Source organism: Bradyrhizobium sp. JR3.5 (assembly GCF_054057015.1).
Genome location: NZ_JBSRYV010000002.1, coordinates 3903163 through 3919045 on the forward strand (window position 1 = coordinate 3903163; position 15883 = coordinate 3919045).

Sequence of the window (15883 nt, forward strand, 5' to 3'; positions counted from 1 at the left end):
CCTCAGACTGTCGACAAGCCCTCCCCTGGATAGCGGCCAAGCCCAGTCCAGCAATGCTTTCGTTCGTCCCGCAAGGCTTCGACTACGGTCGCGTACATCTCCCTTTCATGCTTCGCTTGTCGACGAAGGCTTTGTACCACGACAGCACCCAAGCTGCGGCGGACATTATCGAGATTCCGCACAGGCCGGCCAGGACGTGAAGAACGAGGCCGGCGGAAATCTCCGTCAGAATGAAGTAGCCGGTGAACGATAGCGCCACGCCGAGGCAGAAAATCTCCAGTGAATTCTGCCCGCACAGAATCATCGGCCACAGCCAACGCGATTGCAGGCCGGGCCATCCCGCCGGGACAAAGCGGATAGCGATGATCGCCAGGGCCAGGAAGTGACCGAGCCTGAGGACGTCCAGATCAGTCTTATCGATGGGATAGATCCACAGCTCAAGTTGGTGCGGAATCAGGTACTTCAGCTGGGGGAAGTACCACGTCAGCGTGACAAAAAATGCCGCGAGGAGGTAGAGGAACGAAACCGACAGCGTGATTGGCGAGGACAGAAATCGTGCCAGTCGTCTGGCGCCGCCCAGCGCACACCAGGCTCCGAGGACGAACAACAATTGCCAGGCAAAGGGGTTAAACGACCAGAAGCCATTCGGATAGGTCGTCAGATGCAGGTCGTATCGCAGAGTAACGGCGTAAAGAGCGACTGATATCGCCAACGTGACATTGGCGGCCAACCTTATCATTGGCAGGACCAACGGCAGTCCGGCCATGAGCACGATATAGAGTGGCAACACGTCCATATTCAGTGGCCGGTATCTCAGCAGCAGCGCCTGGACCATGGCGATACCGGGCTGATTCAGAAAATCCGTGATCGTCATTTCCTCGGCGTAGAACGGCCTATTGAGGCTGATGGCAATGTAGGAGACCTCTGCCACCAGGAAAGCGAACAGAAGCACGTGCGCGGCATAGATCTGCCAGACCCTTCGCAGAATGCGCGCAGTCGCAATCACAAACCCTGCTTCCAGCATCGCTCGGCCGTGAACCAGGGCCGCCGTATAGCCGGAGATAAAAATGAAAATCTCGGCAGCATCGCTGAATCCGTAACTTCGGATCGTGAACCAGGCCAGGAGATCGGGCGATACGTGATCGATGAAGATCAGCCAGAGCGCCAAGCCGCGAAACAGATCGAGGCGCAGTTCGCGCGCGCCGCTCGAGGTCAGCGAAACGGCTGGCTTAGGGACGGCCGTCTCGTGAGGCTGGTACGCCACGGCGCTCACCGGGTAGCCGTTTCGGACGGTCGGATCAGCGCCCGACGATCCTTGATATAGGCGATGGTCACGCCAAGACGCTCGACGGTGCCGATGACCTTGCCGTCGAGATCCGCGTCGCAATTCATGTGGGTCGGGGCGAGGAAGAAGTCCGATTGCTCCCACGTGGACCTGAAATCCCAGTGGAGTTGTGGAAGCGTCACGGTCTTTTCGAACGAATGACGTTCGCCGCAAACCGCAACTGAATAGATCCGCCATGGCCGGCTCGCACCTTCGGGTGTGGCACGGAGAAAGTTTTCGAGCTGGCCGAGCGCCTCGGGCATGCTGCCAAACCAATAGTCCAGATCATAGCGCCGAGAAGCTCCCTCGAGACCTCCGACTATGGAATTGTAGAACAGGTATTCATACGGATGTAGCCGGACCAGTGTCACGGCGTTCCAGATGAGACATGCGCTCACGACCGCGAACCCGCTGTTGGAAACTAGGCGACCCCGTTTCGCCAACGCGATCAGCGCTGAATCGAGTCCGATTCCCGCAAGGATTGCCAGCGGCGGAATGACGAACAGGAAATGACGCAATCCGGTAAACGCCGGCCCGTGCAAGGCCGCCTGACACGCCAGCGGAAAGGTCACCATCAGGAATAGCAAAGCGATATCCTTGCGGTGCCGTCGCCTCGCGCCGGGAGCAGTCACAGGCAGTATGGCGAACAGGATCGCAAACGCGGCGCCGAAGAGCGTGAGCAGGGGCGTGCGGACCAGCATGTAGATCGGTACGTAAAGTCGCGGCACGTTCGCCATATCATAGACTTGGCCGGCGAGAACGGTGCGGATGGGGTACTGAAACTCGGAGAACTCAACGAGGCCGCGTATCGGATTGAAGGGAGCCAGCCCTGCCCAAGGCCAGGCCAGGATCATCACGACATAGGCAAGCAGCAGCGCCGGCAGCAATCGGAACGATGACCAGGTGACGAACCTCCATCCAGTCCGGCTGCGGCCGGGCTGCGCGCCGGGCAGGTAAAGCATAATGGCCATGCCGGCGTAGATGATCAGCAGCAGGCCGAGAACGCGTACGCCGAGCGCGGCTCCCGTCAGCAGGCCCAGCGCCGCTATGTCGAGGGCGCGCGGCGATGGAAGTGACCGGGCGATGCGGATCACGAAGAATGACGCTCCCATCATTGCGGCGGCGAAGGGAATGTCCTTGGTGTGATTGAACATCGGGCCGTACCACGCACCGCAGGTGCTCAGCGTGATCGCGGTGATCAAGGCCGCCCGCGGTCCGGCGATCAGGCGCGCCGTTGCCGCAGCCGCTCCGATCCCGCCGACGCCGATCAGCACACACAGAACATGGCGCAGATCGTAGGGATCGATCGGAACCAGGTGGCTCAGGACAACAGCGACGACGTCGAAAAGGCCGCCGTAGAGATACAGGTTGTCGAAGCTGAAGAGGCCCTGGTCTTTGAAGCCGCTGGCATAATAGGCAACGATCAATTCGCCGTAGTGATGTTGAATGGCCTCGTCGTTGGAGATCGCATAATCCCGGAAGGTGCCAAGCGCGAGGGCGACGAGCCCGGCAATGAGGACAATGGTCGCGACATCGTGGATGTCGGAACGGCTGATCCACCGCGTTGCCGTTTTCCAGGACAATGTCTTGTCCTTGCGATCGAGAAGAGGGGCAGCGGTGACTTTCGTTTCGATTATCTCGTCCATCGCCTTGTGACAGTGGCATAGTCGCTGGATATCAGCACGAAATCACGCTTTCCCGGCTTCGACCGCCGGTCTGCCTTCCTCGATCTCGGTGACGTCGACGAACAGGTCGGGGACCTTCTGCGCCCGATCCAGAAGCCATGCGAGCCCGATCATGATCAGGATGCCACCGACGCTGACAAGCAGTTGCATCCACAGCGCACGCAAGCCACCTTGGGCGTGCTGAACCAGAATCCAATGCGCGGCAAAGGACAGGAATACGCCGAAGCAGAAAGTCGGGAGCGAATGCTGACCGCACAGGATTATCGGACGCAGCCATTTGGAGGCAAGTATCTCCGATTTGCGCGGAAAATATCGGACGACCAACAGGGCCAAAGCGAGAAAATGCGTGAAGCGCAACATATCGAGATCGGTCTTGTCGATCGGATAGATCGCCTTGATCATCCATCTGGGAATCAGCGATTCCAGGAACGGGCTGTGCCAGGTCATGACGATCAGAAGCGCAAAGGCCATCCAGGCAATCGCAACTGCCTGCGCTGCGCGGGAGTAAATCAATCCCTCCAGTTTGGCGACGCCTCCTACGCCGCACCATGCTGCGAAAAAGAACATCAGTTGCCAGGCGAATGGATTGAAGTACCAGTGTGTCCCGGGTGGGTAGGAAGAGAGATTCCAGTCGAATACCCGCGCCCCAATGTACACGAGGATCGAGCCAAGCAGGGTCCAGTTTGGGCGACGCACCATGCACCACAGGACCAGCGGAGAAATCGCGACCAGCGATATATAGAGCGGCAGCACGTCAAGATCGACCGGCTTGTAGCGCAGCGTGAGTGCCTGTCCGATCAGGATGTCGGGATGCTCGAGAAAAGTGTGAACATTGAATTCATCCGTGTACATCGGGTTGTCGAATTTTCGGACCGTGCGGGAAATCTGCGCCGTGAAGAGCAGGAACAGCATGATGTGCGCAACGTACATTTGCCAAACGCGCGTCAGCAGCCGCTTGGTGGCGGCGATAAATTGGCCGCCGCGTATGATCGGGCCGTAGATGAAGCCGGCCAGATAGCCGGAAATAAACACGAAGAATTCGGCGGCATCGCTGAAGCCATAATTCTTCAGGGTCAACCAGGCGACGACGTCATCCGGAATGTGATCGAGGAAGATCATCCACAGCCCAATTCCGCGGAACAGATCGAGCCGCAGATCGCGCTCCACGCGGTGCGAGAGAGAAGCTGTGTCCTGGTTGAGCATTAGGGCGCTCCAATCGTCGTGTTGGGTATTGTTCGCAAGAAGCAGGCCAATGCTGAGGCGGCTCCGCGGTATCGATAAGATGTTCGCAATATCATCATGTTAAGTACAGATGCGGATCGCCGGCGCCAGCAAGCGACTACGAAATGCCGTAGCTTCTCCGAAATGCCGGAGTCCGACAGGAGGTTCGCATGCGTCAATGTCGGTGTCCAATAGAAGAGTGTGTGCATCGCGAAATCGGCTCACCATCTGCCGGGAGATCGCGGCGACGCAGCGGCCGGCGGGGGAGCCGGCGGCGCTGGCGAAACCGCCCCATAGTCCGGGGCCCGACGTTCGGACGCTCTGCTCAGTCCGATAGTCCCTGTCCCTTCTTCAACATAGCGCCGCCTTCCGTCCTTGCACGGCCTTCTCCGTGTCGTCCTGCGGTTCAATCGCTATTGTCGAAATCTTGCCGGTGCAGAAATATGTAGCGTGGGCCATTTGGCAGGGACCCCTTGAGAGGGGCCCCTCCGCTTACCGCATGGTCATTGCTTCATACAGTTGCGCACGAATCCGATGCGTTCGATGGGACCAAGCCCCTTCACGTCTGCCTGCTTGCGGCAACCTTCTCTCTGGTCGATCCGCATCTCGATCTTTTGGACCAAATCGAGATCCTCTCCAACCGGTCCGTCGCTCGCTGCCTGCATCGCTGCTTGCAGTTTCTTGATATCGTCGGGCGACAACTGCGGACGATCAACTTTGACCGTCAGCTTGTTAAGTTTGGCGGTCAGCGGGAATGGCGGTTTGTAGTCGGAGTCATTGACGCCGGTCAGCGTATCCGAACCGATGTCGAAGCTCTCGTCCCACTGCAGAATCATCGGCAGTGTCTTCGGCATCCGCTTCGTATCAACCTGCTTGCCGTCGACCAACAATGTGCCCGTGCCGGGCTGGGCAAGGCCGCTGAAGCTGTTGTAAGCAAGCGTGCCGACTCCGGTGCCTTCGTACTTGAAGTCGAACGCGATCGTATGCCGGCCAGGCGAAAGCGCTTCGGTCCCTTCCCACTTGATCCGCTGGAGGTCGAGCAGGTTCCACAGGAACACGGGCTTGTTTTTCAGCAGATAGAATCCGTAGCCGGCAAAGCGTCCTCCCGATGTCAGGATCATGCCCTCCGCGCCTTCGGCCGGTACCTCGATGTCGGCGGTGATTGTGTACGAGGTATCCAGCAGCAGCGGAGAGTCGCCCTGCGGGAGGCCGGTCATTGGTCGCGTATAGACGAACTCTGAGCGGCCGGCGGTGATGTTCGGGCGCGGCGCGATCACCCGTGCAGCAACCGACGCGTCCATCGGGAAGACGTGGTACTTCCTGGCCTCGGCGACGAACATCTCCTTCAGCTCTTTGACCTTCTGCGGATTCTTCGCCGCAAGATCCTCGGTTTGGCTGAAATCCTGGGTCAGGTTATAGAGCTGAAGCACTTGGTTGTTCAGCGGATCGGGGTTCGCCGGTCCGAAAGCCTCCCAAGGCGCGCGATTGACCTTGGTGCTGAGGAACCAGCCCTCGTTATACAACGCCCACTGGCCCATCATCTCGAAGTATTGCGTCTTGTGCCGCGTCGACACTTTGGCGTTTGCCTTGTCGAAGGTGTAGGCGAAACTTGTGCCCTCGATCGGCGCCTGCTTGATACCGTCCACCGTCTCCGGTGCGCGGATGCCAGCGGCTTCGAGGATCGTGGGCACCACGTCGATTACGTGAATGAACTGCTCGCGCAAGCCGCCCTTGTCCTTGATGCGTGCCGGCCATGACACGACCATGTTCTGGTTGGTGCCGCCAAGCTGCGATGCATTCTGCTTGAACCAGGAGAACGGTGCATCGAAAGCCCACGACCAGCCGGCCGACATGTGATTGTAGGTCTGCTCGGTTCCCCACACGTCGTAATACTTGGCCAATTGGACATCGACGGGCACCGACACGCCGTTGAAGAAAGCCACCTCGTTCGGCGTGCCAAGCGGGCCGCCTTCGGCACTCGTGCCGTTGTCGCCGTTGATGTAGATGATCAGCGTGTTGTCAAGCTTGCCCAAGTCCTCGAAGGCCTGGATTACGCGCCCGATCTCATGATCGCTATAGGCGGCGAAGGCGGCAAAGACCTCGGCCTGGCGGATATAGAGCTTCTTTTCGTCTGCTGTCAGTTGATCCCACTCCTTCAGGATATCTTTTGGCCAGGGCGACAGCTTGGTGTCCATCGGGATCACGCCGAGCCGCTTCTGGTTCTCGAAGATCCGATCGCGCACCTTGTTCCAGCCTTCGTCGAACAAGTGCAGCTTGCTGATCTTGTCCACCCACTCCTTCGTAGGGTGATGCGGTGCATGCGTGGCGCCTGGCGCGTATTTGATGAGGACTGGCTTGCTCGGGTCGGTCTGGTGCACCCGCGTCATCCAGTCAATCGCGTCGTCGGCCATCGCCGTGACGAGATTCCAGGTCCCCGGCTCCTTGCCCAGGAACGGGTAGATCTGCGTTGTGTTGCGGAACAGGTTCGGCTCCCACTGATTGGCGTCACCGCCGACGAACCCGTAGAAATATTCGAAGCCCATGCCGGTCGGCCACTGATCAAACGGTCCGACCTGGCTGGCCGCGAAGGCCGGCGTGTTGTGGTCCTTGCCGAACCACGAGGTCGAGTAGCCATTGTCGAGCAGGATACGCCCGATCGTGGCCTTATCCTTGGCTATGATGCTGTTGTACCCGGGAAAGCCGGTCGCCTGTTCCGAGATGACGCCAAAGCCGGCCGAATGGTGGTTGCGCCCGGTGATCAGCGCTGCGCGTGTCGGCGAGCATAGCGCCGTGGAGAAAACGCGGTTGTAGCGCAGGCCGCTGTTGGCGATGCGATCCATGGTTGGCGTGGGAATTACGCCGCCAAAGGTGGACGGTACGCCAAAGCCCGCATCGTCGGTGATGATCAGCAACACGTTCGGCGCGCCTCGGGGTGGCGCCACGCGTGGCGGCCACCAAGGCTTGGATTGCAGCGCGCCGTCCTTGATTACGCCTCCGAATTTCGGATCGGGTGGCGGGAGCTGCTGGCCCGTGATGGTCGTCGTCGCACCGGGCGAGCCCAGGGTGCCGTTGACCTGCTGAGCCGGCGCCGAAGCCGAAGCCAGCAAGGTCGCGCTTGAGACAACCAAAGCTGACAAGTACGCTCTCATGGCGACACTCCCTGGTCCCAAAGTCCCAAACTGAAGCTGCTTGATGGCGGGCAACACGAGGCGCTAACTCATTCCGCGCCATAAACTGCAATGATTACCTGTCGCGGCGGCTCGCGATTGATCCATATCAATCGTTTGTCGGTGATCGCGGCTTTTAAATCATGTCGGTGGGACGTTGATCATCTCGCCACAGGCCACTTCTCGTCGAAGTGCAAATTCGCAACGGGTCGTTCACAAGGAGCTTCCCAATGAAGATCGCGCTGCTATCGATGGCAATGATTGGAAGTCAATTGGTGACCCCTGTCAGTGATCGCGTGCCGCAACTCAACGTCGAAGCGACGTGCAAGGCCACGGTAGCAACCGACAAGGCGATGGGGCTGGACTTGGCCCAGAGCTTTGACGATTGCATGCGCGACGAGAATGCCGCGCAGCAGCAACTCACCACCGTCTGGCTTGCGAATTCCACTGAGCTGAGAAACAGATGCGAAGGCGAGGCTACGGCGGGCGGAAACGACAGTTACGTCGACTTGCTGATCTGCATGCAGATGGCAGATTGGGTGAAATCCCCTTCTTCCGGGCCCAAGCTCAAAGGTGCCAGCAAGAACCGCAACAACTAGATCCAGTCCCGGCCGCGATGTCCCGGCCCAGCCCCTCATGATGATCCGGGATTGCAATCAACCCGCGATGGTCATCGGGCCGGGGGCTTGGCCGCTTCCCGAAGCTCGTCAATAAGCTTCGTCAAATTGGGATCGCCCGGTGTGATGGCGGCAAGGCGCTGCGCATAGGTCAGCGCGGCTGCGGCATTGCCGTCCGTACGGTTGAATGCAACGAGCGCGGAAAGGATACTGCGATCGTTGGGATGGCTTTTCAAGGCCTCGGTCAGAACTGCCACGGCTTCCCCGGCTCGACCGCTCGAATGGAGTGCGACGGCATGGACATAGGCATATTGCGAGCTGGCCGGCTCCAACTCGGTAGCCCTCTGAAATGCGGCGAGGGCTTCGTCGGTGCGCTTCAGCCGTGTCAGGGTCAGCCCAAGCGCGTAGTGAACTGCGGCGTCGCGCGGAGCCACTACGATCGCTGAGCGCAGCACGGCTTCACCGTCCTTGTCCCTGCCAAGTTGCCGATAGAGGTCGACAAGGTTGATAGCGGCGGTCGTGTACAGCGGGCTAAGCCGTAAGGCTGCCTTGTATTCGGCCTCAGCCTCGGCCGACTGTCCGCGCTGCGCCAGGAAGTTCGCCAGCGTGGTCCGCGCCTCCGGCCTCTCGGCGTTGGCGAGTTGCGCGGCGACGAAGTCGGCTGCCGCCTGATCGAAGTGCGTACGATCGCCTTGCGGCTGCCTCGCGACAGGGACGTTGGCAAGCAGCGCGACTGCCCTGATCCGGACGCCGCGCACGGGATCAGCCAGAAGGGGAGACACCAATGGCCAGATCTGGGGCGCTGGCACGTTTGTCAGCATGTCGAGGGCTCCGATCCGCACCATGGGGTCGGGATCGGAGAGCCCGCTCCGGGCGAAATTGACATTTGCGGGCGAGACCCATGGGCCCAGTTCGCTCAGCGCGCTGGCGCGCGCGACCACCGGTGCATTTTTGTCCGCGGCAATGATGCCGAGAAGGGCTGCTGCATCGGCCTGATCGGTGCGTGCCGCTTGGAATGCCGCTCCAAAGGTCTGATATCCTCTTCGGTTGGGGCCGAACCACTGCTCGACGGCCGAGGCGGCCCACTGGGCCGGCTTGTCGCGATGACAATCATTGCATGCGTTGGGCGTACCAAGCGTCAGGGAAAGATCGGGGCGAGGGACGCGGAAGGTGTGGTCATGGCGGGGATCGACGACCATGTAGGTGCGGGTCTGCATATTGGCACGAGATGCAGGTCGGCTCCGTCCCGGAGTTGCCATGATGGCGATGCTTCACATCGGCGTACTTGTCCGGGGCGTGACATTGCAGGCAGACGCCTTCGCCCGGGGCTCGCAGCTTTGCGCTGTGCGGCTCGTGGCAATCGCTGCAGGTGACGCCTGCGGCAAACATCTTGCCCTGTTTGAACGGCGTATAATTATACGGTTCTTCGACGTCGCGGATCTGGCCATCCGAATGGTAAGTATTGCGCGCGAGTGGCTCGACCACATGGGTCTGCGAAAGCCACTGGCCAGGCATCCAGTCCTCGTGAAAGGAGGCGCGCCGTGCATGACACAGTCCGCAGGTCTCGACCTCCTTGCGTAGGGTGGCCGGCGCGACGCTCCGCCTGCCGATCCCGGTTTGCGGATCGATCGGCCAGGTAACGCCGTGACGCTCGTCCAGCAGTGCGAGTAACCCCTTGCCCGGATCCACGCGCTTGCCGAACGGCCACCAGCTTTGTTGTTCACGTGCCCAGGCGGCGTGACGCGATCCCTGGCCGTGGCAGGCCTCGCAGCCGACGCTGATCTCCGCCCAGCTTGTGGCGAAGTGATCTGCCTTGGCGTCGTAATTCTTGCGCACGCCCGTGGAGTGGCACTCCGCGCACATGAAGTTCCAGTTCTGGTTCAGCTTAGTCCAGTGCAGGACATCGTCATGCTTGATTTCCTCATTGGGATAGATGTGAAACCAGCGCTGGCCGCCTCGGTCTTGCGGACGGCTGTCCCAGGCGATCGAAAGCGCCTGGATGCGGCCATCGGGGAATTCCACCAGATATTGCTGCAATGGATCGACGCCGAAGGTGTATTTCACCTCATAGACGGTGAGTTGACCGTCCGGTCCGTCGGTCTCGACCAGGAATTTTCCGTCCTTGCGGAAGAAGCGGGAGTGCACGTCATAGTGGTCGAAGCTGGCGTCGTTGAAGTTGCCGAGCACAGTCTTCTCGGTGGCATGCTGCATCGCAATCTTGTGCTGCGAGACGTTCCAGAGCTTGGCTTCGGTCTGATGGCACCCCGCGCAGGTTTCGCTGCCGACGAAGGTTGCGGCGGAATAGTCCTGCGCGATCGAGGCTTGTCCGCCGGCATTCAGGAAATGAAGCGCGAGACCGAAAACGAGGAGGATCGTCGCCGCGAACGCGGTCGCCATCCAGATTGTGCGCTTCGAGGAACGGGCCGCTTTCGATCGTGCGTCAGCAGGGTCCGGCGACGCGGTGGCCCGAGATCCCCCTCCGGTCGGAGCGTTTCGCGATCCCTTGTTGGTGTCGGGCTTGCGTCGCTTGCGTGCCAATCACACCCTCAGCGTTGAGATCGCGATGCCACGATCAGGATTGGGCAATCGATCATCGGCCGATGCGTTGGGAAGTGCAAGTCGGACTCCCTGGGAATAGGTAGTCCGACGAGCCGGGATTTGCCAGTTGGCGAGCCTGGGTGATCACCCGACTGGGAAGAGCAGCAGCGATCAATCAGCCTGTTCGAAATAGGCATCTTCATCGGGCAGCACCGGAGGTTTGCCGGTCAGCCCCTTGGTTACGCCTTTGAATACCTCGTTAAGCAAAAGCGATTTCGACATTTCGCCCGCCAGGCCATCAATTCGCTTCTGGAGTTCGAGAACCCTTTCCGGATTTGTGCTGGCGAGATTGACCTTCTCATACGGGTCTTGGGCCAAATTAAACAGCTCGATCTTGGAGGGCAATGTCGTTCGCCACACAAGCTTCCAATCTCCCTTGCGAACTGCACCACGGTACATCTCGATATTGTAGATGACCTCGTTTCGGGGCGACGCTTTGCCCTCGCTGATGGTCGGCCACATGTCGTGTCCATCAAGCGGCTTTGTCTTGCTGAGGCTTGCGCCCGCCAGCTTTGCCAACGTCGGATAGTAATCCACGACGTGGATCATTTGGTCTACGACAGTCCCGGGTTTGATCCGACCTGGCCAGTTCATGAGAGAGGTAACGCGGGTGCCTCCCTCGTACAGGTCTCCCTTGCCTCCACGATAGGGCCCGTTGTTGGCCGGCAGCGGTCCCTTCACCTCGGTTTCACCGGCCAAATGGGCTGACTGATTGCCACCATTGTCACTGTGAAAGATGATCAGCGTATTCTGTCGCAGCCCACGTTTCTCCAGTGTTTGCACGACTCTGCCGATCTGTTCGTCCATCGCCGTGATCATTGCGGCATACGTGCGGCGGTTCGGATCGGTGATCTGCTTGTACTTGTCGGTGTATTCCTGTGGTACCTGGTACGGCGTGTGCGGCGCGGTGAAGGCCAGGTACATGAAGAATGGCTTTTTGGAACTCTGTGCACTGATGTAACGAACAGCGTCGTCACCCAGTAAGATCGTTACGTAGCCTTTTTCACTGATAGGCTTGTTGTCTCGATACCAATCCAGTTTCCCGCCTACGGAGTGGGTGAAATAGTCAATTTCACCGAGTTGCGCGCCGTATTGGTAGTCGAATCCGCGTTGTTTGGGCCAGTATTCGCGTTTCGCGTGCCCGAGGTGCCATTTGCCGAGGATCGCGGTCGCATAGCCCGCCTCCTTGAGCGCCTGAGGGAGCAGCCACTCGTCCGTCGGTAAACCGTAGGACATTGAAGCGGGGATGACCAAGGTTTGCAGCCCATAGCGCAATGGATAGCGGCCCGTCATCAGCGCCGCGCGCGTTGGGGTACACATTGGCTGTACGTAGAATTGCTCAAGCCTTGCTCCGGTCTGAGCCAGCTTGTCGATATTTGGCGTCTTGATGTCGGACCCGTGAAAGCCGACATCGGCCCAGCCCAGGTCATCAGCCAGGATGTAGATGATGTTGGGCTGCGGATCGCTCGGCTGTGCAACGGCCGAAAACGCGGTGACAAGCCAGCCGAACAGAATCAGGAGGACCCAAATGCATCCGGACCTTGTCATCGATCTCATATCTAATCGTCCTTGTGCAATAGACATATCCGCCGATCGCGACAATGGGTTGAAAAGCGCGCTATTTCTCAATGTGCCATGAGCCATCCCAGCCCGGAGCTGGCGGGCTTGCCTTCAGGTCTTTGGTACGTTTGAGCATAGTGATCGATGGTCCGTCGCCCGGCATAGCCTCGAGCGCTGCACCAAATTTTGCGAGCGCGTCATCCCATCGCTGCTCGCGGTAGGCCGCAAGCCCCTCAAGATAGCTGTCCCGCAACGCAAGTTGTTGCGGGAGGAGCTTGCCCTTCGATCCAAGGATTTCAAAAACGACTTCGAAGCGGGTGTGGCCTGCAACCACGACACGATCGATCTCCCGGACCTCAAGCGCGGCGGCCGCCGCGGCAATCGTTCTCTCAGAAGCCAGATTGCGGGTGCCGTACACCTTATTCGCGCCCTCGAGCCGCGATGCGAAATTTACGACATCTCCCATGACCGTATAGCTCATCATGACGTCGGACCCGATGCTGCCGACCAGCGCTTCGCCAGTCGCGATACCGATCCTTAGATCGCACGTCTCCATTGGGGTGCCGAGAACGCCCAACAATTCGGGAATTTCCCGACGCAGTGTTGCGATGCGATCGATCATTTCAACGGCGGCAAGACACGCGAAGAGCGCGTGGTCCGCATCATCAACAAAAGGAGGGCCCCAGTAGGCCATGATGCCATCGCCGATATATTTATCGATAATCCCACGGTTGGTCCGGATCGGTTCGGACATGATCGAAAGGTAACGGTTCATGACCTTGACCAGGCCTTGCGGGGTCATGCCCTCACCTAGGCTGGTAAAGCCCCTCAGATCGCAAAACAGGACCGTCATCACCCTGCGCTGGCCTTCTGCCGCCGTCAGGTTCGGCCGCTCTATCAGCCCCTCCACGACGCGGGGGTCAACGTATTTGCCAAAGGTTTCCCTGACACGCTGGTTGGTGCGCAGTTGCTCGACCATCCGGTTGAACGCCGCCGCCAGCTGCCCGATTTCGTCGGTCGTCCGCACATCGATGGATTGTTCGAGGTGACCTGCCTCGACCGCCCGCGTACCGTCCAGCAGTTTTCTGACGGACCGAATGATGCCACCACTGACAAGGTTGGCAAAAATCAATCCGACGATTGCGGCGAGCGCGGTCACGATCGCCGAGGTCTGCACGGCTCGAGTCTGCTCTGACCGGATTGTCGCAACGGCGCCATAGCTCACCTTCAGCATCTCGGCGCGAATGGCCTCGACTTTTTCGGTGTATTCATCGCGCAATGTGTCGGTCCGGCCAAGGCTGCGCCGAGCTGCTGCGAAGTCCCTTGCATCGAGCGCAGCGAGCAGCTCTCCCGACTCCTGCCTCAAATGATGACGGAATTCGCCCACGAGGCTGTCGATCCGGCTATCGATGCGCGCCAGCGCGGTATTGTCAGAGGGCGTACTGGTGTCGTCGATCACGGCACTGATGAGCTTGTGTGCGGCGTCAGCTTCTGTATCGACCTCCGCGTCCTTCGCCTCATACAGCTGTTTTCGCGTCTTGTATCCGAGCTCATCGGGAGGATCCTGCATCTTCGCGATTACCATGCGACGAAGCGCAAGGGACCGCTCGAGCGACAGGATGTTGATCCGCGTCAGGTGCGTGTTGGCGGGGATGTACCGGTCGGTCAGTTCGTCCAGCAGATGGCCGACGCGCCCAACCATTACTATCGATAGAATGGACGTCGTGATCATGAGGACAATTAATCCGACAGCAATCGCAACGATGCGTCGCCTGATCGATCGTTTGATCATCGACCCGGAGAAGGTCTTGATCTGCTGAAGTGTGAGTGTGCTGGAAATGGCACTTCCTCCGAAGACGTCTGTGCACGCGCGGAGGGTAAAGAGTCACCGCGTCGCCGAAGGGCATGTTCGATCGGCATCAGCTGCGCGCCATTGATCCGCGTCAAGTCGGGTTATCTACGGGCGGATTTCGTTCCGCTGGTTCAAACGTGGGCCAAACTACGACATTTCGGATGATCTCCGACATTTCGGAGCCAGTGCGCCAATGCGATCAAATCAACGACAGTACCGCATGAGATACCGATCTGATTTCGCAGATTATTTCCACACCGCCGACACCTTCCAGCGGTTGGCCCATTTCTTGCGAGCGCAGGAAGCTGACGATCGCAGCACTTCGGATGGGAAAGAAGAGCCCTTGATTGTGTTTTCTTTGGAGATCATGGCGCCGGACCGAGTGCGAGCCGCGTTGCTGCGCACGCTGGGATCAGTCCTGGAGCCGACACGGGTAGCGCCAGGGTGCCGCTCTGCGCGTCTCTTCACCGATCTCGATAAGCGCAGGGCGCTTATTCTCATCGAGGAATGGGAATCGCGTGAGGAGTTCGAACGAAATCTCGATGCGACAAAGCTCAATACGATTGTTGGAGCGATCGAACTGTCGGGTGAACGGCCTGAAATCTGGATCGACACCACCGAGCGGGAGGAGGGTGTCGATGCCTTGGCGCTGCATCATTCTGTTCTTGGGGAGCAAGAGCCGCGAGGGCAGCGTGAAACGTGAAACTGCAGGCAGAAAAGCGTTGAAGAACAGCAAGGACAAAGCCATGGGCATTTTAGAAGTTCGGCGCAGATCCAGAACTTGTCTGACTGGCGTAGCCATTGCAGTTGGGCTGGCAACGATAGCGCAATCGCTCGCGCACGCCGGGAGCGGCGATGACGCGATGGCAATCCTCAAGGGCATGTCCAGCTATATCGACGCTCAGCAGTCGGTCGCATTGCTGTATGATTCAGACATCGAGGTGATCACGCCGCAACTGCAGAAATTGCAGTTCGCCAGTTCAGGACAGGTTCTGCTGGATCGCCCGGACAAGTTGCATGTGACGCGGCATGGTGGATATGCGGACGTCGATGTGTATTTCGACGGAAAGCGGGCCACGGTCTATGGGAACAATATCAATGCGTTCGCGAGCAAGGACCTCCAGGGTACGATCGATCAATTCATTGACAAGCTCCGTAGCGAACTCGGCGTTGACGCGCCCGGCGCGGATCTCCTGTTCAGCCACTCCTTCGAGGGATTGACTGCCGATGTCATCGACGCGCAGCACATTGGGCGGGGTGTTATCGATGGTATCGAATGCGAGCATCTGGCGTTCCGCAGCTCGGAGACGGACTGGCAGATCTGGGTTGAAGTCGGCCCGAAGCCGATCCCGCACAAATATGTCATCACCAGCAAGACGATGGCGGGGGCCCCGCAATACACGTTGCGGATCTCGGGTTGGAAATCGAATACACAGCCTCCAGCCGATATGTTTTCGTTCAAACCGCCGGCAGGCGCCAAGCAAGTCGATCTGAGCGGTTTGTCGGAGACTGATGAAGTGCCGCCCGGAAGACTAGCGGGAGCAAAGTGATGAGAGGAAAGTTGATGATGCGTCTGCTGTTTGCACTGATTGCCGGCTTCGTCGGTTTGCTGATCGGCGAGCCCGGCTCGATTACTGGCTCAGCTTCATTTGTGAGGCAAGCTAACGCGGTCATCGGACGCCCCCTGACGCCGGTGAGCTACGCCGGTGTTGCGCGCCGAACGACGCGGAGGGCTGTCGCCGCCGGAGCCGTGGTTGGCGGCGCAGTCGTTGTCGCGCCGGAGCCGGTCGTTGTTGCCCCGGCTTGCGTGCAGGCCGTCGACGTCTATGGCCGCATCTACACCAGATGTTAGTGCGCTC

13 protein-coding genes are annotated in these 15883 nt (G+C 59.4%); 5 read left to right on the forward strand and 8 right to left on the reverse strand.

Annotated elements, in window-relative coordinates:
* Positions 1–82 precede the first annotated feature (82 nt).
* On the reverse strand, positions 83–1273 hold the full coding sequence (locus tag ACVWW1_RS35525; RefSeq protein WP_456659096.1) for an OpgC domain-containing protein: 1191 nt from the start codon (positions 1271–1273) through the stop codon (positions 83–85).
* Entirely contained in the window at positions 1270–2526 is a 1257-nt protein-coding gene (locus ACVWW1_RS35530; RefSeq protein ID WP_456659097.1) for a hypothetical protein, read from the reverse strand. Before ACVWW1_RS35530 ends, ACVWW1_RS35525 begins: the two co-directional genes overlap by 4 nt.
* Positions 2527–2607: 81 nt before the next feature.
* Here ACVWW1_RS35530 and ACVWW1_RS35535 point away from each other — a divergent pair, with 81 nt between their 5' ends.
* Positions 2608–2991 carry a hypothetical protein gene (locus tag ACVWW1_RS35535; protein WP_456659098.1) on the forward strand — a complete coding sequence of 128 codons (384 nt, stop codon included), beginning with the start codon at positions 2608–2610 and terminating at the stop codon, positions 2989–2991.
* A gap of 21 nt (positions 2992–3012) precedes the next feature.
* Here ACVWW1_RS35535 and ACVWW1_RS35540 read toward each other — a convergent pair whose 3' ends face one another.
* Both ACVWW1_RS35540 and ACVWW1_RS35545 read right to left on the reverse strand, forming a co-directional pair.
* Complete coding sequence (locus ACVWW1_RS35540) at positions 3013–4212, reverse strand: OpgC domain-containing protein (protein ID WP_176533826.1); 1200 nt, start codon at positions 4210–4212, stop codon at positions 3013–3015.
* A 521-nt stretch (positions 4213–4733) separates the two neighbouring features.
* The gene (locus ACVWW1_RS35545; protein WP_456660756.1) at positions 4734–7379 is read right to left on the reverse strand and encodes an arylsulfatase; all 2646 of its coding nucleotides are present in this window, start codon (positions 7377–7379) and stop codon (positions 4734–4736) included.
* A 248-nt stretch (positions 7380–7627) separates the two neighbouring features.
* Here ACVWW1_RS35545 and ACVWW1_RS35550 point away from each other — a divergent pair, with 248 nt between their 5' ends.
* The gene (locus ACVWW1_RS35550; protein ID WP_456659099.1) at positions 7628–7996 is read left to right on the forward strand and encodes a hypothetical protein; all 369 of its coding nucleotides are present in this window, start codon (positions 7628–7630) and stop codon (positions 7994–7996) included.
* Positions 7997–8067: 71 nt separating this feature from the next.
* Here ACVWW1_RS35550 and ACVWW1_RS35555 read toward each other — a convergent pair whose 3' ends face one another.
* The 4 genes from ACVWW1_RS35555 to ACVWW1_RS35570 all read right to left on the reverse strand — a co-directional run bounded on the left by ACVWW1_RS35555 (position 8068) and on the right by ACVWW1_RS35570 (position 13964).
* Complete coding sequence (locus ACVWW1_RS35555; RefSeq protein ID WP_456659100.1) at positions 8068–9231, reverse strand: tetratricopeptide repeat protein; 1164 nt, start codon at positions 9229–9231, stop codon at positions 8068–8070.
* Positions 9191–10411 carry a cytochrome c3 family protein gene (locus ACVWW1_RS35560; RefSeq protein WP_456659101.1) on the reverse strand — a complete coding sequence of 407 codons (1221 nt, stop codon included), beginning with the start codon at positions 10409–10411 and terminating at the stop codon, positions 9191–9193. Before ACVWW1_RS35560 ends, ACVWW1_RS35555 begins: the two co-directional genes overlap by 41 nt.
* 312 nt (positions 10412–10723) lie before the next feature.
* Positions 10724–12160 carry an arylsulfatase B gene (locus ACVWW1_RS35565; RefSeq protein WP_456659102.1) on the reverse strand — a complete coding sequence of 479 codons (1437 nt, stop codon included), beginning with the start codon at positions 12158–12160 and terminating at the stop codon, positions 10724–10726.
* 70 nt (positions 12161–12230) lie between these two features.
* A complete protein-coding gene (locus ACVWW1_RS35570) occupies positions 12231–13964 on the reverse strand; it encodes an adenylate/guanylate cyclase domain-containing protein (protein WP_456659103.1) in 1734 nt (577 codons plus the stop codon).
* A 280-nt stretch (positions 13965–14244) separates the two neighbouring features.
* Between ACVWW1_RS35570 and ACVWW1_RS35575 the strand changes: the two genes are divergently transcribed.
* The 3 genes from ACVWW1_RS35575 to ACVWW1_RS35585 are packed head-to-tail and all read left to right on the forward strand — an operon-like array spanning position 14245 to position 15876.
* Positions 14245–14727, forward strand: a complete 483-nt coding sequence (locus tag ACVWW1_RS35575) for an antibiotic biosynthesis monooxygenase (protein ID WP_456659104.1) — start codon at positions 14245–14247, stop codon at positions 14725–14727.
* A complete protein-coding gene (locus ACVWW1_RS35580) occupies positions 14663–15574 on the forward strand; it encodes a DUF2092 domain-containing protein (RefSeq protein ID WP_456659105.1) in 912 nt (303 codons plus the stop codon). The genes ACVWW1_RS35575 and ACVWW1_RS35580 overlap by 65 nt, the downstream gene beginning before the upstream one ends.
* A 14-nt stretch (positions 15575–15588) precedes the next feature.
* On the forward strand, positions 15589–15876 hold the full coding sequence (locus ACVWW1_RS35585) for a hypothetical protein (protein ID WP_456659106.1): 288 nt from the start codon (positions 15589–15591) through the stop codon (positions 15874–15876).
* Positions 15877–15883 lie beyond the last annotated feature (7 nt).